The 17,135-nt window shown below is 68.5% G+C and carries 16 protein-coding genes and 1 pseudogene; 6 read left to right on the top strand and 11 right to left on the bottom strand.

Annotated features, from left to right (window positions below; translation table 11 throughout):
* Nucleotides 1–3: 3 nt before the first annotated feature.
* The 6 genes from mftF to mftA all read right to left on the bottom strand — a co-directional run bounded on the left by mftF (nucleotide 4) and on the right by mftA (nucleotide 5,089).
* On the bottom strand, nucleotides 4–1,416 hold the full coding sequence (gene mftF / locus AWC02_RS17690; protein WP_085130000.1) for a mycofactocin biosynthesis glycosyltransferase MftF: 1,413 nt from the start codon (nucleotides 1,414–1,416) through the stop codon (nucleotides 4–6).
* Entirely contained in the window at nucleotides 1,413–2,141 is a 729-nt protein-coding gene (gene mftE / locus AWC02_RS17685) for a mycofactocin biosynthesis peptidyl-dipeptidase MftE (protein WP_085129999.1), read from the bottom strand. The genes mftF and mftE overlap by 4 nt, the downstream gene beginning before the upstream one ends.
* Nucleotides 2,142–2,311: 170 nt before the next feature.
* A complete protein-coding gene (gene mftD, locus AWC02_RS17680; RefSeq protein ID WP_085129998.1) occupies nucleotides 2,312–3,505 on the bottom strand; it encodes a pre-mycofactocin synthase MftD in 1,194 nt (397 codons plus the stop codon).
* 2 nt (nucleotides 3,506–3,507) lie between these two features.
* Nucleotides 3,508–4,689 (bottom strand): mycofactocin radical SAM maturase, encoded by a 1,182-nt coding sequence (mftC, locus tag AWC02_RS17675; RefSeq protein WP_085129997.1) that lies wholly within the window; start codon nucleotides 4,687–4,689, stop codon nucleotides 3,508–3,510.
* Nucleotides 4,686–4,991: a mycofactocin biosynthesis chaperone MftB gene (mftB, locus tag AWC02_RS17670; RefSeq protein WP_085129996.1), complete on the bottom strand. Its 306-nt coding sequence runs from the start codon at nucleotides 4,989–4,991 to the stop codon at nucleotides 4,686–4,688. The genes mftC and mftB overlap by 4 nt, the downstream gene beginning before the upstream one ends.
* 2 nt (nucleotides 4,992–4,993) lie before the next feature.
* Entirely contained in the window at nucleotides 4,994–5,089 is a 96-nt protein-coding gene (mftA, locus tag AWC02_RS17665; protein ID WP_082109703.1) for a mycofactocin precursor MftA, read from the bottom strand.
* A gap of 102 nt (nucleotides 5,090–5,191) precedes the next feature.
* Between mftA and mftR the strand changes: the two genes are divergently transcribed.
* A complete protein-coding gene (gene mftR / locus AWC02_RS17660) occupies nucleotides 5,192–5,788 on the top strand; it encodes a mycofactocin system transcriptional regulator (protein ID WP_085129995.1) in 597 nt (198 codons plus the stop codon).
* Nucleotides 5,789–5,812: 24 nt separating this feature from the next.
* Here mftR and AWC02_RS17655 read toward each other — a convergent pair whose 3' ends face one another.
* The 3 genes from AWC02_RS17655 to AWC02_RS17645 all read right to left on the bottom strand — a co-directional run bounded on the left by AWC02_RS17655 (nucleotide 5,813) and on the right by AWC02_RS17645 (nucleotide 9,689).
* Nucleotides 5,813–6,859 carry a TIGR03857 family LLM class F420-dependent oxidoreductase gene (locus tag AWC02_RS17655; RefSeq protein WP_085129994.1) on the bottom strand — a complete coding sequence of 349 codons (1,047 nt, stop codon included), beginning with the start codon at nucleotides 6,857–6,859 and terminating at the stop codon, nucleotides 5,813–5,815.
* 94 nt (nucleotides 6,860–6,953) lie between these two features.
* Nucleotides 6,954–8,069 (bottom strand): alpha/beta hydrolase, encoded by a 1,116-nt coding sequence (locus tag AWC02_RS17650; RefSeq protein ID WP_085129993.1) that lies wholly within the window; start codon nucleotides 8,067–8,069, stop codon nucleotides 6,954–6,956.
* Between the two features lie 6 nt (nucleotides 8,070–8,075).
* Nucleotides 8,076–9,689, bottom strand: coding sequence for a flavin-containing monooxygenase (locus tag AWC02_RS17645; protein WP_085129992.1), 1,614 nt, complete (start codon nucleotides 9,687–9,689; stop codon nucleotides 8,076–8,078).
* A gap of 87 nt (nucleotides 9,690–9,776) precedes the next feature.
* Between AWC02_RS17645 and AWC02_RS17640 the strand changes: the two genes are divergently transcribed.
* The 3 genes and pseudogenes from AWC02_RS17640 to AWC02_RS17630 all read left to right on the top strand — a co-directional run bounded on the left by AWC02_RS17640 (nucleotide 9,777) and on the right by AWC02_RS17630 (nucleotide 12,626).
* The gene (locus AWC02_RS17640; protein ID WP_085129991.1) at nucleotides 9,777–10,772 is read left to right on the top strand and encodes an aromatic ring-hydroxylating oxygenase subunit alpha; all 996 of its coding nucleotides are present in this window, start codon (nucleotides 9,777–9,779) and stop codon (nucleotides 10,770–10,772) included.
* A gap of 43 nt (nucleotides 10,773–10,815) precedes the next feature.
* Nucleotides 10,816–10,989, top strand: a pseudogene (locus AWC02_RS17635) (cysteine hydrolase); the annotation flags it as partial.
* Nucleotides 10,977–12,626, top strand: coding sequence for an acyl-CoA synthetase (locus AWC02_RS17630; RefSeq protein ID WP_085129990.1), 1,650 nt, complete (start codon nucleotides 10,977–10,979; stop codon nucleotides 12,624–12,626). The pseudogene AWC02_RS17635 and the gene AWC02_RS17630, both read left to right, overlap by 13 nt.
* Here AWC02_RS17630 and AWC02_RS17625 read toward each other — a convergent pair.
* Nucleotides 12,623–14,050, bottom strand: a complete 1,428-nt coding sequence (locus tag AWC02_RS17625) for an aldehyde dehydrogenase family protein (RefSeq protein WP_085130115.1) — start codon at nucleotides 14,048–14,050, stop codon at nucleotides 12,623–12,625. The genes AWC02_RS17630 and AWC02_RS17625 overlap by 4 nt on opposite strands.
* A 17-nt stretch (nucleotides 14,051–14,067) precedes the next feature.
* Nucleotides 14,068–14,886, bottom strand: a complete 819-nt coding sequence (locus AWC02_RS17620) for an NAD(P)-dependent oxidoreductase (RefSeq protein WP_085129989.1) — start codon at nucleotides 14,884–14,886, stop codon at nucleotides 14,068–14,070.
* A 119-nt stretch (nucleotides 14,887–15,005) separates the two neighbouring features.
* Between AWC02_RS17620 and AWC02_RS17615 the strand changes: the two genes are divergently transcribed.
* Both AWC02_RS17615 and AWC02_RS17610 read left to right on the top strand, forming a co-directional pair.
* Nucleotides 15,006–15,791: an SDR family oxidoreductase gene (locus tag AWC02_RS17615; RefSeq protein WP_085129988.1), complete on the top strand. Its 786-nt coding sequence runs from the start codon at nucleotides 15,006–15,008 to the stop codon at nucleotides 15,789–15,791.
* An 18-nt stretch (nucleotides 15,792–15,809) separates the two neighbouring features.
* On the top strand, nucleotides 15,810–17,087 hold the full coding sequence (locus AWC02_RS17610) for a cytochrome P450 (RefSeq protein WP_085129987.1): 1,278 nt from the start codon (nucleotides 15,810–15,812) through the stop codon (nucleotides 17,085–17,087).
* Nucleotides 17,088–17,135: the final 48 nt, after the last annotated feature.

The raw sequence follows: 17,135 nt of genomic DNA, 5'->3' as shown, positions 1-17,135 counted from the left end.
CCCCTACCCCCGGATCTGCGGCTTGAGTGCGGCCCAGTTGCGCTCCCGCACCACGCCGCCCCACAGGCCGGCGCCGTAGGCGAGGTCGTCGAGCCGTTTGAGCAACAGGTAGCCGAGCAGCCCCAGCGGCCGTGTGTCGTCCTCGCAGCGTGCGTGCCGCAGCCAATCGACCACTCCGTCGGCAATCGCCGCCACGACCAGCGCCCTGCGGCAGCGCTGGGACACCAGAGCGGCCAGCAGGGCGAGCGGCCAGTAGTGCCGACACAGGGCTGAGGCGATCTGCAGTCCGGCACCGGCCAGTCCGCGCAATGTCACGGTCAGCACATCGGCCGGCGCGGTGTCGGGGCCGCGCATGGACCTGGCGACCTTGCGTCCGGTCAGCGCAGCGATCGCCAGCGCGACCAGGTACCCCGCCGTCGAGCCGAGCGCCATCAGCACCCAACCCGCCAGGGCCCATCCGGAGATCACCATGGGTGCGGTCTTGTCTGGATGCCGCGCCGACAATGGAGCCGCCGAGTTTCCGTAAAATGCTTTGCGCGACAACCACTCCCGTACGTCGACCCGGTGGTCGTGGGCGACCTGTGCGATCGGCTCGTAGCGCAGCCGGCTGCCTGAGTCCACCAGGCGCCAGCACAGGTCGACGTCTTCGCCGGACCGCAGCGCTTCGTCGAAGCCACCCGAGGCACGCAACGCCGAAACACGGCAGATGATGGCCGCACTGGGGACGTAGGCGACCTTGCTGTAGGGAACCACCGGAGCCTCACAGCCACCCAGATCCAGGGACGACCGGATGCCCTCGTAGCGCGCGAGCAGGTTTCCGCTGTCGGCCATCGCGACGATACGCGGGGCCACCAGGGCCACGGCGGGGTCGCAGAAGTGGCCCAGCAGCGCCTCCAGCCAGCCCCGGCGCGGCACCACGTCCGAGTCCAGAAATGCCACGAACTCCGTGGTGCAGACGCTCAGTCCGGTGTTGCGCGCCGCGGCGGGACCCCGATTCTCCGGGTGGCGCACAATCTCCAGCGTGCCGTTGTGCGCGGCTGCCAGGTCCTCTCGGCAGACCGGAACGTGCGACCCGTCATCCACCACCACGACGCGCAGTCCGCGCAGCGCCGCCACCAGGCGCTGTAGACCGACTATGTTGTCCCGCACGGGAATTACTACCGTGACGTCGCGATATGATGGGCCGCCGGCCGGCCGCGGGTGGGCGACCGTGGCATCGAGCAGGGTCCGGGCCAACTGAGCGCTGACGGCGTCGCGTACTTCGAGGCGGCCGTCGGACAGCATTCCCCGTGCGGCGGGCGCCAGCCTGAGCAGCCGGGTCGGCGAGCCGCCCAACAGCGTGGATCCGCGGCCCAGCACGCGCACTTTCCGATCCACCTGCACAGCGAAGCCGTCCGGGAGGCGATCCACGCTCATCGCAGCATCCCGTCCGGCCCGGGAGCCCAGCTCGTGATGGCGGCCAGCGCCGCGTCGGCCATCTCACCGAAGAACCGCCGCCCCTCGGCGGCGGTGGCGGTGGTCGGGTCGCCCAGCACCCCGACGGCGCTCACTGCGGCGACACCGCCGGCACGCATGGCGGGCAACAGCTGCGCCAAGGGCGCCGTGTTTCCTGACTGCAGGCGATCCAGCCGGACACTGTCGGGTGAAAGATGCAGCAACAGAGACGTTTCGGTGTGCCCGGCATGGGCGTCGGCGCCCGCCACGGCACACGGGACCCAGGCCACGTCGCGGGCTTCGGAGCGCAGCAGGCGCACCGCTTGGGCCATCGCGTCGGTATTGCCGCCGTGTCCGTTGACGAAGACCACCCGCTGAGCCCAGCAGCACGCCGACCGGCCGTACTCGACCAACAGCCGGGTCAGTGCCTCGGTGCCGATCGAGATGGTTCCGGCAAAACTCTGATGCTCGCCACTGGCGCCGTAGGCGACGGCCGGCGCCACCGCCCAGGCGTCCCCGCGGGCCGCCAGCTCACCGGCCAGCGCCTGGGCGATTCGGGTGTCGGTGTCCAGCGGCAGGTGCGGCCCGTGCTGTTCGGTCGATCCGACCGGAACCAGCAGCGTCGCGCCTGAGCCCGGCAGCTGGCGCTCTAGCAGGTTCTGCAGCTCGTTCCAGGTAGAACTTCCGAGCTCGCGGCCAACCACCATCGCACGATGGTAAGCGAATTCACCTGTCGTACACCAGTTGTTGAAAAGTACGACTGGCGTAAATTTTTCTTCCGGGGACCCGATCCAGCCGCACCTGACCACGTTCGTCCCGTTGGCCACGGGCGTATCAGCTGCCGGGGCTGATTTCGCAGGTGGACGGCCCAGTCGGGCTACCCGGCCTGGGCGGCCGGCACGCCGAGCGCACGGGCGAAACCAGCCGGAATCAGGATGTCCTCCGGCGACAGGTCGTGCACCGAGGCCCGGCCGAGCCCCATCAGGGCCGAGTCGATACCGCCCCGCAGGATGTCCAGGACGTTCTCCACGCCCGGCTGCCCGGCGGCGGCCAGACCCCACAGGTAGGCCCGGCCGATCATCACCGCACGCGCTCCCAGCGCGACCGCCTTGACGACGTCGCTGCCCCGGCGGATCCCGCCGTCGAGCAGAACCTCGATCTGGTCGCCGACCGCATCGGCGATGGCCGGCAGGGCCCGGATCGCCGCCGGAGTGCCGTCCAGGTTGTTGCCACCGTGGTTGGAGACCGAGATCGCCGAAACACCGGCATCTACAGCACGTTTGGCATCGTCCACGCGCATCACGCCCTTGAGCATGAACGGCCCGCCCCACAGTTCCCGGACCCAGGCGATGTCTTCCCAGGTGGGCGGGGGTGTGCCCATCCATTCTCCGTAGGCCTGAAAGAACGGCGGCCCGGACTCGCCGGGGCGCGCCTGGTTGGGCACCCGCAGAGTCGGGGGACGCAGGGTCTTGGCCCAGCGCAGGAACCAGCCCGGCCTGGCGAGGGCCTCCGGCATCATCGTGATCATGGTCTTGAGGTCCATCTTCTCGGGGATGGTGGGGCTGCCCCAGTCCCGCCCGTGCGAGAAGCTCCAGTCGGTGGTCGCGATCAGACCGACCGCCCCGGCCGCCCGAGCACGCTCCACCCGCTCGGCGATGGCATCGCGCCCCCCAAGCCAGTAGATCTGGAAGAAGGTCTTGGGATTGGCGGCGATCACCTCTTCCATGGGCTTGCTGGCGAACGACGACAGGCCCATCGCGGTACCGCGGGCCGCCGCGGCTCGGGCGACAGCTACCTCGCCGTCCGGGTCGATCGCCTGCACGCCGGTGGGCGAAATCATCACCGGCATTGAGATCTCTTGGCCCATAACGGTGGTCGACAGTTCGCGGCTGGCCGGTGCGCCCACCACATGGGGAGCGAAACCCAGCTCGCTGAACGCGGCGACGTTGTCGCTGACCGTCAGACCCTTTTCGCTGGCCGAGATCAGCGAGGAATACGCGGACTTCGGAAGCCGCTTTTTGGCTCTTTCCTGGGCGACGGCCACAGTTTCGAACCAGAGATTACGAGCCATGTTCAGATCGGACTTTCGTTGCAGAGGCGGGCCGGCGGGCGCATGGACAGCGTCAGCGGCACCACAGACGTGATCGGCTTACCGCGGGAGTGGTCCGCGGCGGGACGGGGCTTGGTGCGGTCGGCGGCCAGCGCGGGCGCGCCGTAGCCCTGGACACATTCGGGATCGGGGCCATCGAGCGGCAAGCCGGTGAAGAACTTGGCGGCCATGCACCCGCCCCGGCAGCTGTCGTAGTGCTCGCAACCACCGCACGCACCCGCGGACTGCGGCTCCCGCAGCTCGCGAAACAGCGGCGCATTCTTCCAGACGTTGTCGAAGCCGTTGTCGGCCAACACGTTTCCAGCCAGAAAGCGGTCATGAATGGCGAACGGACATGCGTAGACGTCGCCGACGGGGTCGATGAGACAGACCACCCGGCCGGCGCCGCACATGTTGAGCCCGGCAAGCGCACCGGGGGCCCCGAGCCCCGACAGGTGGAAGAAGGAGTCGCCGGTCAGCACGCGTTCCCCATTGGCGACCAGCCAGTCGTAGAGCGCCACCTGCTGTTCGGCGGTCGGGTGCAGCTCGTCCCACACATCGGCTCCCCGCCCGGACGGCCGGAGCCGGGTGATCCGCAGGGTGGCCCCGTACCGGCCGGCCAGCGCGGCGAAGTCGTCGAGCTGGTCGATGTTGTGTCGGGTCGCGACGACGGAGATCTTGGCGTCGGAGAAGCCGGCCGCAGCCAGGTTCTCCAGCGCACGGATCGCCATGTCGAACGAGCCGGGCCCGCGGATCGGGTCGTTGACCTCCGCGGTGGCTCCGTCGAGGGAGATCTGGACGTCGACGTAGTCGCTGGCCGCCAGTTTCGCCGCCACCTCGGGCGTGATCCGCAGGCCGTTGGTGGAGAACTTCACGCCGACGTGATGCTCGGTGGCGTAGTCCACCAGCTCCCAGAAGTCTGCGCGCACAGTGGGTTCACCGCCACCGATGTTGACGTAGAACACCTGCATGCGTTCCAGCTCATCGATGATGTCCTTGCACTGCTGCGTGGACAGCTCGCGGGGATCACGCTTGCCCGACGAGGACAGGCAGTGCACACACGCCAGGTTGCAGGCGTAGGTCAGTTCCCACGTCAGGCAGATCGGAGCGTCGAGACCGTGCTCGAATTGTTCGATCAGCCGGGGCACCGGTGCCACGGATGTCATTGGCCCTCCCTGGGCATCAGCATCTTCGAGTCCGCCAGCACGCGCAGCGCATGCAGGTAGGGACCCTGGTCGGCGTCGTCGACTCCGGCTGCACGGCAGGCGGATCGGACATCGTCGTGGTCCGAAAGAGACCGCACCACCTCGACGATGGTGCGGTTCTTCAGAAACGACAACTTACGAGTGCCGAAGTGGTACAGCAGGGCACCAAACGGCTCCGGACGCAGCGCCACCTGCGGGTGGAGCTGCCAGCCGCGGTCGGGGTCGAACACTGTTACCTCCGACTGCACGGCGACCTCCGGCATGGTCAGTAGACGCCGCACATGCCGTCGATGGACACCTCTTCGACCAGGGTCTCGGTGACGATCTCGGCGGCGGTGTCGTTCTGCAGGTTGCTGTCCATGACGCGAGCCTTTCTCCGGGGTTCGACAATGCACTGTCGTGTCGGTCACAATCTCGGGACAGAATATGGCATCGAGTGCCGTAAAGAAAGCGGGGCTGTCGGATGGGCGGTGCACTGGAGCCACACACCCGCGCCGGCCGGCGCCGGTCCACCACCCCGCACCACATCACCGACGTGGCGATCGACCTGTTCGCCGCGCGCGGTTTCGGCGAGGTCAGCGTGGACGACGTGGCGCACGCCGCGGGTATCGGCCGCCGCACGCTGTTCCGGTACTACGCCTCCAAGAGCGCCATCCCGTGGGGCGACTTCGACGCGCACCTGCAGCAACTGCGCGCCCTGCTGGACGCCATCGAGCCGGCGGCGCCGCTGGGCGATGCGCTGCGCGCGGCGCTGCTGGCGTTCAACACCTTTGACGAGAGCGAGACGGCGCGGCACCGCCGGCGTATGCGCGTGATCCTGCAGACCGACGAGCTGCAGGCCTACTCGATGACGATGTATGCCGGCTGGCGCGGGGTCATCGCGGAGTTCGTGGCCCGCCGGGCGGGCCTGCACCCGGACGACCTGCGGCCACAGACGGTGGCGTGGACCATGCTGGGCGTGGCACTGAGCGCCTACGAACGCTGGCTGGGCGACGAGACCCTGGTCTTGCCGCTGGTCCTGGGCGAGGCGTTCGACGCCATTCGCGGCGGCCTGGACTGACCCGGACCCTGCTCTGTACCGGCATCAACCCGCGGCGGCGCGGTACGCGGCGACGACGGGCTCCAGTTCGTCGGGCGTGGCGCCGTGCAGGATCACCGCGTCGGCCCCGTAGTCGAACTCGGCGCGGATGCGCTCAGCGCAGCGGCTCGCCGGACCGGTGGCCGCCGGTTCCAGCCATTCGTCGGGCAGCAACGTCGCGATGTGCTCGATCTGCTCGGCGGTGGCCTTGTGATCGATACCGCCCGGAATCGACTGCACCACCGGATCGTCCCGGAAACGCTGCAGGACGGCCGGATCCCAGTCGTTGGTGCGCACCATCAGATCGCCGTAGCCCTGCAGGTAGGTCGCCAGGCGTGCGACGGTCTTCTTCAGCCGCAGTTCTTCGGGCAGGTGGTCGCCGACGGTGGCGAAGCACGACCAGACCCGCACGGCGGCCGGATCGCGTCCGGCCCGTTCGGCGGCGTCTTTGACCGTTTTCACACTGCGCTGCAAGGTCTCCGGGGTGAAGTAGGTGTGCAGGATGACGTCGTCGAACAACCTCCCGCCCAGCTCCAGGGTCTTCGGGCCGAACGCCACCAGCGCCAACCGGATGTCTTCGGAGAAGTCCGGGTCCAAAAACAGCACCTGATAGCGGCCGATCGGCCCGTCGTGGTTGAAGATCACCTCGCCACTCCAGAGCCGGCGCATCACCTGGGCGAAGTCGGCCATCTGTGCCGTGGTGACGCTCGGAATGCCGAACGCGGCGTACATGGCGGCGATTCCGCGTCCGATGCCCAGCGTGAACCGGCCCCCGGACAGCCGGTGCATGGTGGTGGCCCAGGACGCGGTGATCAGCGGGTGGCGGGTGTTGTGATTGGTTGCCGCGGTGGCGATCTGCATCCGGTCGGTGACCGCGCATGCGGCGCCCACCAGCGACGACGCTTCCTTGACGTTCCAGCGTTCGGAGATGAACGCGGTACCGAAGCCCAGTTCCTCGCCGCGGCGTGCCTCGTCCATCAGCGAGGCCGGCCCTTCGCCGCCGGCGCCGGCCAGCAGGTAGTAGCCCAGTTCGTCGAGTACCCGTTCGGTCATGCCCAGACGCCTTGCTTGTAGGCGCGCAGCGCACCGGTCAGCCATGACGGGCTCACCCCGTCGATACCGGCGGGAATCGCTACCGCGCCAACCGTCACCGGGTACCTCCCATCATCTGTGTCAGGAACCGTTCCGTCTCCGCCTGGGCCCGCCGCGAGAAGATGTGTCCCACGTGTCCGCCGTCGTGCCAGAACAGTCGGCCGCCCCAGCGTTGCTGCAGCGCCACGGCGGTCTCGGGATAGGCCATCCGGTCGTTGCGTGCGGCCACGATCAGCCGACGTTCAGCGGGCGGCGCGGGAACGGCGGCCAGCAGGTCGACCACCGACATCAGGGCGGTCGCGGTCGACGAGCTCAGCGCCTGTCCGACCGACTCGCCCGCGGCACCCCAGCGCCACAGGTGATGTCCCACCATCGCGTTGAGCCCGGCGATCGGGGTGTAGACCGCGACCGCGTCGACATCGGGTTCCAGATGCGACACCAGGGCGGCCACCGGACTGCCCAGCGAGATGCCCGACACCGCCAGAGCGCTGGCCTGCGGACGCAGCCAGCGCACCACCGCGCGCACCTCGGAGATGGCCCGCATCATGCCGGCGACGTTGGCCAGTGGATCGTGGCCGGGGTAGGCGGGCCAGGCATGGCGACGCGGCCCGTGACCGGGCTGGATCGGCAACGCCACGTTGAACCCCAGCCGGTGCAGTCGCTGCGCCCGTGCCACCAGCAGATCCGGCCCGCCGCCCTGGCCCGCCCCGTGCACCCACACCAGCCAGGGCCGCGCGGCGTCGTGGTGGTGTTGATACAGGTGTACCGCCGCGGACGCCGGCCCGCCAAGGCCTTCGGCCTGCAAGGTTGCGGGCAGCAGCGGATCGTGGTCGAAGATCAGCCGCTGATAGCTCAGTCGACCGAACCGATGCGACCGGATTGACTTCTCCTGCAACGGTTGCGGCGCGGTATGTGCGCCGTCGATGCCCAACGCCGACAGTTCATCGGCGGCCGCGACGCAGGCACTCAGCGGCCGCCCGAGGACGGGCGCCGGGGCCAGCAGGGTCATCGCGGTCAAGGTGAGCTCGTCGGCGACCACCTCACCGAGTTGGCGTGCACCGCGCGGTGAGACCCCGGGCCAGTCCGCCGAAGAGCGCAGTGCGTCCAGCGAACGGGGCAGCACCCCGGTCAGACCACGCAGGATCTGCGGCACGCGGTGCGTCGTGGCCATCATCGATCACCCGAGCCGGAATCCGGTGTAGCCGGCGGCGGCGATCTCCGCGCAGCGCCGGCGGTATTCCGGGATACCGCCGGTGTAGCCCATGTACATCCGTTTCTTGCCGGGCACGTTGCCGCCGTTGTACCAGGAACTGCAGGTCGGGTGCGCCAGCACGGTCGGTGCGACCAGCGCGGTGGTGTGCTCGATCCAGTCGTCTTGGGCGGCCGGCGACGCCTCGATGGTCCGCACTCCCCTCGCCCGCAGATCGGCGATGCAGTCACCGATCCACTCCACGTGTTGCTCGAGTGCGGCGACGAAATTCGTGGCCGCACTGGGACTCCCCGGCCCCTGAACGGTGAACAGGTTGGGGAACCCGGCCACCTGCAATCCCAGATAGGATACCGGGCCCTGGTCGGCCCAGGTCTGACGCAGCGACACCCCGTCCCGGCCGCGGACGTCGATCCGGGACAGCGCCCCGGTCATGGCGTCGAACCCGGTGGCGTAGATGATCACGTCGAGGTCGTAATCATCTCGGCTGGTGCGGATCCCGAACGGTGTCACCTGTTCGATCGGTTCATGCCGCAGGTCGACCAGGTTGACGTTGTCGCGGTTGAACGTCTCGAAGTAGCCCTGGTCGATGATCGGCCGTTTGCAGGCGAACGGATGGGTGGGCACCAACGCGGCCGCCGTCTCGGGGTCGTGCACAATCCGGGCGATGGCCTCGCCGTAGAGCCGGGTGGCCCGCTGATTGGCCTCGATGTCGAAGAAGAGATCGCCCCAGTTGAGCGCCCCCAGCACGCCGTGTTCGTCGATGGCGCGCAGTTGGTCTTCACGGCTGGCGGACTTCAGCGGCGGGCGGCTGAGCATGTCGAGCAGCACCGAGAACGCCGAGAGACGCGCGGCGCCCACCGGGTGTTCGCGTTGCGCGGCACGGATCGTGTCGTAGTCCGCTTTGAGTTCGTCGAGTTCACCCGGCGCGAACGGGCGGACCTGCCACGGCAGCGTGTAGGCCGCCGAACGCTGAAAGACGTACAGCTGTGCGGCTTCTCGGGCGACCACCGGGATCAGCTGGACACCGGTGGATCCGGTACCGATCACCCCGACCCGTCGGCCGGCCAGTTCACAGCCCGCTTCGGGCCATCGGCTGGTGTGCAGCGAGGTGCCGGCGAAGTCCTCGATTCCGGCGATGTCGGGTTGCAGCGGCACCGACAGAATCCCGGTGGCCGCGACGACGAAGGACGCGGCGTAGCACTCCCCCGCCGCGGTCTGCACCCGCCATGCGGCGTCGTGCTCGTCGAAGCTGAGCGCGGTGACCTCGGTGTCGAAGGCGATGTCGCGGCGCAGGTCGAGCCGGTCGGCGACGAACCGCAGGTAGGCCAGGATCTCGGGTTGGGCCGGCATCGTTTCGGTCCAGCACCACTCCTGCTGGATCTCGTCGGAGAAGCTGTAGGAGTATTCGATGCTTTCGATATCGCAGCGCGCACCCGGATACCGGTTGACCAGCCAGGTTCCGCCGACGTCGCCGGCGGCCTCCAGCACGCGGGCGCGGATTCCCCGTTCGCGCAGGTAGTGCAGCGTGTACAGGCCGGAGAACCCAGCGCCGACGATCACCGCGTCGAGGGCCTCGGTCATCGTGCGGCCGCCTTCCCGGACTGACGGGTATTCCTATCGATGGGTTTACGGTACGTTATTCAGTTAGACGCCGCGGGAGGAAACGCGATGAAGGTTCCATTCACCTGGAAGGTCACCGGCTGGTTCATGATCGGCTGGTCACCGGAGTTCGTCGCCGGCCGGACCCGCGCCCTGCACTACTTCGGCGAAGACCTGGTCGCCTACCGGGACGACACCGGCGGCCTGCACGTCATGGAGGCGCACTGCAAGCACCTGGGCGCCCACCTGGGCCAAGGCGGCAAGGTCGTCGCCGACCGCGTCGAATGCCCGTTCCACGGCTGGCAGTGGGGCCCCGACGGGTGCAACAAATTCATCCCCTACCAGCCCGACCGGCCCAACAAGGCGTTGCGACTTCGGGTCTACCCGGTGCTCGAGCAACACGGCTGCGTGTTCATCTGGCATCACCCCGACGGCGCGGAACCGACTTGGGAGATGCCCGATATCTTCGGCAAGTTCCCGCAGTTCACCACCGGGCCGCGGGACTACTACCGGGCCTACCCGGAGTTCTCCCGGCGCCTGGAGGGTGAACCGGTGCACCCGCAGATCGTCGCCGAGAACGCCGCGGACAGTGCACATTTCCAGTACGTGCACCATGCCAGCGTGACGCCGCAACTGCTCGAGTGGGAGATGGCCGACCAGGAGTGGCATTTCGTCGCCGGCTTTCCCGACGCACGCGCCGACGACCCGGAACAGATGGCGCTGCGCTTCCACTCCCACCTGTTCGGGCTGGGCGGGGCGATCAGCATCTTCGAGGGCGTGCAACAGCACCGGCTGATCTTCACCTGCACGCCGGTCGACGAGGGCCGCTCGGATCTGTTCTATTCGATCTGGTGGCCGCGACTGCCCGGAGACGAGTCCGAGGCCCCGCCGGAGGAGGTGCGGGAACGGGTGGAGAAGCAGTTCCTGTCCACCGTCGAAGACGACCTGGGCATCTGGCGTTATCAGCGCTACATCGAGAATCCGGCATTGTCGAAGGTCGACGCAAAGCCGTTTATGACGTTGCGGAAATGGGCGACGCAGTTCTACGACGTGCCGCCGCACTGACATGAGGATGCCGCTGCCGGAACTGGCGGCGCCCGCGCACACCGCGATCCCGAACCTGGTCATGGATGCGGTCAACGCCGGCTACCGGGTGGTGCCACCCCGCGACGCGGTGGCCGGCGTACCCGCCTAGTACGGTGCTGCCATCATCGACAACACGCTGTCCCTGCTGGCGACGATCACCACCACCGAGGAGTTGATGCACACGTGGCGCCCCTGACCCAGTTCACCGTGCCGGAGGTCACCGCCGCGGTGGCCGCCGCGATTCCCGACCGCGATCTGATCGTCCAGGGCGACCGTCGCTTCACCTACGCCCAGATCGTGGAACGGTCGAATCGGCTGGCGTCGTATCTGCACGCGCGGGGACTGGGATGTCACACCCCCCGGTCGGAGCTGTCCCAGCACGAGACCGGCCAGGATCTGCTGGGGATCTACGCCTACAACGGCAACGAGTTCATCGAGACCCTGCTGGGCAGTTTCGCCGCGCGGGTGGCGCCGTTCAACGTCAACTACCGCTATGTGAAGAACGAATTGGCCTACCTGCTGGCCGATTCCGGCGCCACCGCACTGGTGTATCACGCCGCGTTCGCCCCCACCCTGGCCGAGGTGCTGCCCGAGCTGCCGCAGCTGAAGGTGCTCATCCAGATCGCCGACGACTCCGGCAACGCGCTGCTCGACGGGGCGGTCGACTACGAGACCGCGCTCGCCGAAAGCTCCCCGCAGCCGCCGCCGGTACAGCCGGACCCCGACGACCTGTATGTGCTCTACACCGGCGGCACCACCGGGATGCCCAAGGGTGTGCTGTGGCGTCAGCACGACATCTTCATGGGCTCGTTCGGCGGCCGCAACCTGATGACCGCCCAGGAGGTCAGCTGCATCGACGACATCGTCGGGCCGGCCACCGAGAACCCGGGCGTCAAGCTGATGATCCTGCCGCCGCTGATCCACGGCGCCGCGCAGTGGGCGGTGATGACCGCGCTCAACACCGGCCAGACCCTGGTCTTCCCCTCGGTGGTCGACCATTTCGACGCCGACGACGTGGTCCGCGCCATCGAGCGCGAGAAGGTGCTGTCGGTGACCGTGGTCGGTGACGCGATGGCCCGGCCGCTGCTCGACGCGATCCGCAAGGGCGACGCCGACGTCTCGTCGCTGATGGTGGTGGCCAACGGCGGCGCGCTGCTGACCCCCTACGTCAAGCAACAGATCGTGGAGACTCTGCCCGGGGCGATGGTGATCGATGGAGTCGGCTCCTCGGAGACCGGCGCCCAGATGCGGCACATGTCGACATCCGGGGCGGTCTCGACGGGCACCTTCGCCGGCGGCCCGGACACCTGCGTGGTGGCCGAAGACCTCAGCCACGTGCTCGAACCCGGCCACGACGGACTGGGCTGGCTCGGCCAGCGCGGTTATGTCCCATTGGGTTACAAGGGAGATGCCGCCAAGACCGCGGCGACGTTCCCGGTGATCGACGGCGTGCGCTGCGCGGTCCCGGGCGATCGGGCCCGGCACCTGGACGACGGCTCGATCGAGTTGCTGGGCCGGGATTCGGTGACGATCAACTCCGGCGGGGAGAAGATCTTCGCCGAAGAGGTCGAATCGGCACTGGCCTCACATCCGGCGGTGGTCGACGTGGTGGTCGCCGGCCGGCCCAGTGAGCGTTGGGGCCAGGAGGTGGTGGCCGTGGTGGCGCTGACCGAAGGTGCCGCTGCCACCGCCGCCGAACTCATCGAGCACGCGGGTGGGTCGCTGGCGCGTTACAAGCTGCCCAAGGCGGTCGTGTTCCGCCCCGTCATCGTGCGCAGCCCGGCCGGCAAGGCCGACTACCGGTGGGCGCGGGAACAGGCCGAGCAGGGCTAACCCCGTTTCAGCCGCCGCCGGGCCTTGTTGCGCGCCCGGCGCAGCATGGTGTCGGTATAGCGCTGCATCCCGGGTTTGAACGGCGGTGCGGCACTGCCGGTCAGGCTGAACGGCAGATCCGAGCCGACCACGGTCCGGTAGTGACTGAACGCGTCGAAGCCGGCCTTGCCGTGGTAGGCGCCCATGCCGCTGCGGCCCACCCCACCGAACGGTGCTCCGGACGGCACCATCTGCGCCGCGAAGTCGTTGCGGGCCACACCGCCGCTTCTGGTGCGCCGCACGAACTCTCGGAAGTCCCTGCCACCGGGTCCGAACCAGTAGGCCACCAACGGGGCCGGGCGCGCATTGATCGTCTCGATCGCGTCGTCGAGCCCGCGGTAGCCCTGCACCATCAGCACCGGGCCGAAGATCTCCTCGTCGGCGATGGCCATGCTCGCGTCGACGTCACGCACGATGGTGGGGGCGATCTTGCGGGATGCCCTGTCCGGCAACACTTCGCCGTCGGGCGCGACGGCCTCCACGACCGCGCCGCGGCGCCGGGCGTCGTCGATCAGTCCCACCACCCGGTCGAAGTTGGCGTCGTTGACACTCGAGCAGTAGTCCGGGTTGGCCAGGATCGTCGGGAACATCTCCCGCAGCGTCGCTCGGGCCACGTCGACGAAGGCGTCGACGTCGCGTTCGGGGACCAGCACATAGTCCGGGCAGACACAGACCTGGCCGCCGTTGACCATACGTGCCGAGGCAATGCGCCGTGCCGATCGCGTGATATCGGCGTCGGGTGCCACCACCACCGGGTTCTTGCCGCCCAACTCCAGAGTCACCGGGACCAGGTTGTCGGCGGCGGCGCGTTGCACCAGCGCCCCGACCGCCGGCGACCCGGTGAAGAACAGGTGATCGAAGGGCAGTCCGGCAAAGGCTGCGGCCACGTCCGCGCCGCCGGTGACGACGGCCAGTTCATCCTCGGCAAAGTAGTCCGGCGCCAGCTGCCGCATCAGTTCGCCGGTGCGCGCGGTGATCTCGGACATCTTGATCATCACCCGGTTGCCGGCCGCGAAGGCCGCCGCCGCGGGTACCACCACCAGTTGCAGCGGGAAGTTCCACGGGCCGATGATGCCCACCACGCCGAGCGGACTGGGCTGCACTTCGGCGCGCAGCCCGACCAGGCGGGCCGCCCGCATCAGCTTCCCGGACCGCATCCATTTCTTGAGGTTCGATCGGGTGTGCTCGATCACCGGGATCATGCCGACCATCTCGGTGGCCAGCGACGCCGCCCGCGACCGGGTGCCGAAGTCCTGCTCCATCGCCTCGGTGAAGGCGTCGATGTTGTCGAGCACCATCGCCACCAGCCGGTCGATGCGGTGGCGCCGGACGGCGACGCTGGGCGGCCCGTCGGCGACGAACGCCTTGCGTTGCCGCTCCAGCAGATCCGCCAGGTCGGTGGTCACGACAGGTCCAACGGCCCGTTCTCGGCCACGGTCCGCAGCTGCCCCAGGTCCACGCCTCGGTCGGCGGCGGCCTCGATACAGGCCGCGACGTCCTTGCGCATGAAGGGCGCCACCACCTTTCCGAACTTCTCCACCCCGCCGGCGGACTGCACATAACCGGCCGCCCGACTGCCGCCGCTGCAGTGGGACAGCGCCTCGAACAGGCTCGTGTCGCGTACCCCGAGATTGCCGGCCAGTTCGACCGCGGCGGCCACCAGTTGGGCGTTGGCGGCGAACAGCACGTTGTTGATCAGCTTAAGGTTGAGTGCGGTGCCCAGCTCTCCGGTGGTGATGATCGGGTCGGCGTAGGCCGCCAGCACCGATCGTGCCCGGGTCACCGCGTCGTCGGGCCCGCCGAGCAGCACCGTCAGTGTGCCGGCGGCGATGTCGTGGGCGCCGCCGCTGACCGGTGCGTCCACCAGCAACGGCCCGTTCGGGTATTCCGCCAGCAAGGTGGTCAGGGTGCTCACCGTTCCGGTGGTGTGCGAGACCACGACGGTGCCGGGGGCGGCGTTGGCCAACAGGCCGTCGGAACCGCGGGCGACCTCGAGCAGTTGGGCGTCGGAGAACAGGCAGCTGATCACCACACCGGCGTCGCGGGCGACCGCGGCCACCGAATCCACCGGCACCGCACCCGCGGCGGCAAGCCGATCGCGCACCTCGGGCCGCCTGGCATAGACCTGCACCCGGTATCCGGCGTCGGCCAGGCGCACAACCATCGGTTCACCCATCTGGCCGGCTCCGACGAACCCGACGACCGGGCTTGTTGTGGTCATTCTCGGCTCCTCATGGCGGCTTTCCCGTAGCGCCAACCGTAGCATTGTCCGTAGCCGCCGAATTCGTTACAGTCACGCTTACTGTCGCCTATTCGGGTACGCCGGAAGACTGGTGAGCGATGAACAACTCGCCACGCAGAGTCGTGGTCGTGGGCGCCGGCTCGGGGATCGGCGCGGCAACCGCCGCGCACTTCCACCGGCGCGGCGACTACGTGCTGGCCGTCGACGTGCGCCCGCAGGACACCCCGGCGTCCCAGCACGCCTGCTGCGACCTGCGCGATGCCGCCGCCATCACCGAGTTCACCGGGAGCATCGGGGCGGACTGGGATGTGCTGGCCCACGTCGCCGGCGTGCCGGGAACCGCACCGGCCGCCGATGTGCTCACGATCAATTACCTGGGGATGCGGCTGATGGCCGAAGCGATGCTGCCCCGCCTGCGCCGCGGCGGCGCGGTGGTCGCGGTGGCATCGACGGCCGCGCTCGGCTGGGAGCAGCGCGTCGAGACGCTCAACGGGCTGCTGGAGGCGACCGACGCCGACGCGGTGCTGCGCTGGCAGACCGGTCAGGATCCGGCTTTCCCGGTCTACACCACGTCCAAGCAGGCGATGATCCTCTACACCAAGCGGCGGGCGGCGACGGCCCGCGCCGAGTTCGACGTGCGGATGAACACGGTGAGTCCGGGCCCGGTCGAGACACCGATCCTGCCCGACTTCGAGCAGTCGATGGGCAAAGAGATGCTCGACACCGTGCGCGCCTCGGTCGGTCGACACGCCGGGGTCGACGACATCGTGCCGGTCATCGACTTCTTGGCTTCGCCGGCGTCCGGATGGATCACCGGCCAGGACGTTCTCGTCGACGGCGGATTCATCACCTCGATCACCGCCGGCACACCGATCACCGCATAGCGCCACCGAGAGGAAACCATGACCGCGGATTCATCGACCACCACGGCATCACCGCACGCCTACCACCGGCTGGACATCTCCGACACCGCCTTCTGGGGCAAGGAATTCCGGACCCGAGACGAAACCTTCGCGACGCTGCGCAGCGAGCCGGGGCTGACCTGGCACCGCCCGATCGACGCGGTGTTCCCGCACCAGGAGACCGGGTACTGGGCGGTGACCCGGCACGCCGACGTCAAGTTCGCCAGTCAGCACGAAGAGCTGTTCTGCTCCCGCGAGGGCGTCAGCGTCGACCCGATGCCCGCCGAGATCCAGCGCAACATGACGTTCTTCCTGGCGATGGACCCGCCCGAGCACACCCGTTACCGCAAGCTCATCAGCTCCGGGTTCACCCCGCGGCAGGTCCGCCGCATCGAAGAGCAGATCAAAGCCAACTCCCGCGACATCGTCGACAAACTGCTGGACCAGCTGCGCAGCGGTGAGCAGATCGATTTCGTCGCAAGCTGTTCGGGCCAGTTGCCGATGCGCACCGTCTCCGACATGATCGGCATCGACCCCGCCGATCAGGCAAAGGTCGCCTACGCCGCGGAGTGTCTGTTCAGCGGCAGCGACGACGAGTACGCGTCGCTGGAGGAGCGCGCCGTGCACGTCATGACGCAGCTGGGAGTACTGGCCGGCTCCGGGGTCGAGCTGGCACAGCGCCGCCGCGCCGAACCGCATGACGACCTGATGACCGGGTTGGTCAACGCCGAGGTGGACGGCCATCGCCTCACCGACGAGGAACTCGGTTCCTTCATGGTGCTGCTGGGTTCGGCGGGCAACGACACCACCAAGCAGACCACCACTCACGCGTTCAAGGCGCTGATCGAACATCCCGAGCAGCGCGCCTGGTTGCTGGCCGACTACGACAACCGGATCGGCGGCGCGGTCGAGGAATTCGTCCGCTGGTCCACCCCGGTCCTCGCGTTCGCCCGGCACGCGGTCACCGACACCGAGATTTCCGGCACCGAGATCAAGGCCGGTGAGAAGGTCGCGTTGTTCTACTGCTCGGCCAACCGGGACGAGACGGTCTTCGATCGGCCCCACGAGTTCGACATCACCCGCGACACCAACCCGCACCTGGCCTTCGGCGGCGGTGGTGCGCACTACTGCCTGGGTACCCATGTGGCCCGGATGCAACTGCGACACCTGTTCTACGAGCTGCTCACCCGCCTGCCGGAGGTACGGCTCGGCGAGCCGGAGTACCTGCAGAGCACCTTCGTGCACGGCATCAAGCGGATGCCGATCAGCCTGGCGTGACGCTGGCGCTACCATGACTTAGTCATTTACTGTAATCATTACAGTAAC

The organism is Mycolicibacter engbaekii, assembly GCF_002101585.1.
Taxonomy (GTDB): Bacteria; Actinomycetota; Actinomycetes; order Mycobacteriales; family Mycobacteriaceae; genus Mycobacterium; species Mycobacterium engbaekii.
The sequence above is the reverse complement of the archived record's forward strand: the minus strand, read 5'-3'. Positions and strand labels throughout refer to the sequence as shown.

Bases quoted from the DNA above. Each gene is read 5' to 3' on its own strand.
- mftF (WP_085130000.1), bottom strand. From the start codon at position 1,416: ATGAGCGTGGATCGCCTCCCGGACGGCTTCGCTGTGCAGGTGGATCGG.
- mftR (WP_085129995.1), top strand. From the start codon at position 5,192: ATGGGCGGTGCACTGGAGCCACACACCCGCGCCGGCCGGCGCCGGTCC.
- AWC02_RS17640 (WP_085129991.1), top strand. From the start codon at position 9,777: ATGAAGGTTCCATTCACCTGGAAGGTCACCGGCTGGTTCATGATCGGC.
- AWC02_RS17655 (WP_085129994.1), bottom strand. From the start codon at position 6,859: ATGACCGAACGGGTACTCGACGAACTGGGCTACTACCTGCTGGCCGGC.
- AWC02_RS17645 (WP_085129992.1), bottom strand. From the start codon at position 9,689: ATGACCGAGGCCCTCGACGCGGTGATCGTCGGCGCTGGGTTCTCCGGC.
- AWC02_RS17650 (WP_085129993.1), bottom strand. From the start codon at position 8,069: ATGGCCACGACGCACCGCGTGCCGCAGATCCTGCGTGGTCTGACCGGG.
- AWC02_RS17615 (WP_085129988.1), top strand. From the start codon at position 15,006: ATGAACAACTCGCCACGCAGAGTCGTGGTCGTGGGCGCCGGCTCGGGG.
- AWC02_RS17620 (WP_085129989.1), bottom strand. From the start codon at position 14,886: ATGACCACAACAAGCCCGGTCGTCGGGTTCGTCGGAGCCGGCCAGATG.
- AWC02_RS17610 (WP_085129987.1), top strand. From the start codon at position 15,810: ATGACCGCGGATTCATCGACCACCACGGCATCACCGCACGCCTACCAC.
- mftD (WP_085129998.1), bottom strand. From the start codon at position 3,505: ATGGCTCGTAATCTCTGGTTCGAAACTGTGGCCGTCGCCCAGGAAAGA.
- mftA (WP_082109703.1), bottom strand. From the start codon at position 5,089: ATGGACAGCAACCTGCAGAACGACACCGCCGCCGAGATCGTCACCGAG.
- mftC (WP_085129997.1), bottom strand. From the start codon at position 4,689: ATGACATCCGTGGCACCGGTGCCCCGGCTGATCGAACAATTCGAGCAC.
- mftB (WP_085129996.1), bottom strand. From the start codon at position 4,991: ATGCCGGAGGTCGCCGTGCAGTCGGAGGTAACAGTGTTCGACCCCGAC.
- mftE (WP_085129999.1), bottom strand. From the start codon at position 2,141: ATGGTGGTTGGCCGCGAGCTCGGAAGTTCTACCTGGAACGAGCTGCAG.